The sequence below is a fragment of the Teichococcus vastitatis genome (genome assembly GCF_003604215.1).
Lineage (GTDB): Bacteria > Pseudomonadota > Alphaproteobacteria > Acetobacterales > Acetobacteraceae > Pseudoroseomonas > Pseudoroseomonas vastitatis.
The window spans coordinates 1-562 of record NZ_QXGS01000235.1; the positions used below are offsets into that span (position 1 = coordinate 1).

Genomic DNA, 562 nt, shown 5'->3' on the forward strand with positions numbered 1-562 from the left:
CACCCCCGATGCCGCCCCTGCCGCCCACGCCGATGGCACTGTCCAGGGTGACCTTCTTGCCGCTCTGATCCGTCCCGGAGGCGGAGGTCGACTGAACGGAGGAAGAGGTTGCGGCGCCACCTTTGCCGCCGCCACCGCCGATGCCCTGGGCCAGGATGCCGTCCGACATCTTGCCCACCGTGGCAATGGAGCCGCTGTTGGTGACCAGGATGTTGCCAGCCTTGCCGCCTGTGCCACCGTTGCCGCCGACACCGACATTCACGATGCCTGATTTCGCGACCGTACCGTCGCCTGTGTCACCGCCGGACTTGCCCAGGTCGCTCAGATCCGAAGCGTCATCGCCCGCTTCCCCGCCGAGAACGGCGGCGCCCGCCTCTGCGTTGCCCAGGGCCTGGTTGGCGGCACCGATCAGGCCGCTGATCGAGTTGTATGCGCCGAGGGTGGCAGTCCAGAACTTGCTGGCGAACGTGCTGGTGGCTGCGGCGGTCGAGCTGTTGCCGCCATTGCTGCCATCGCCGGTCGATTTGTCACCGCCGATGGTGCTGGCGGCCTTGCCGCCCAG

At 68.1% G+C, this 562-nt stretch carries 1 pseudogene; it reads right to left on the reverse strand.

The features are described from left to right. Positions 1-562: pseudogene (locus D2K64_RS24080) on the reverse strand (hypothetical protein); the annotation flags it as partial.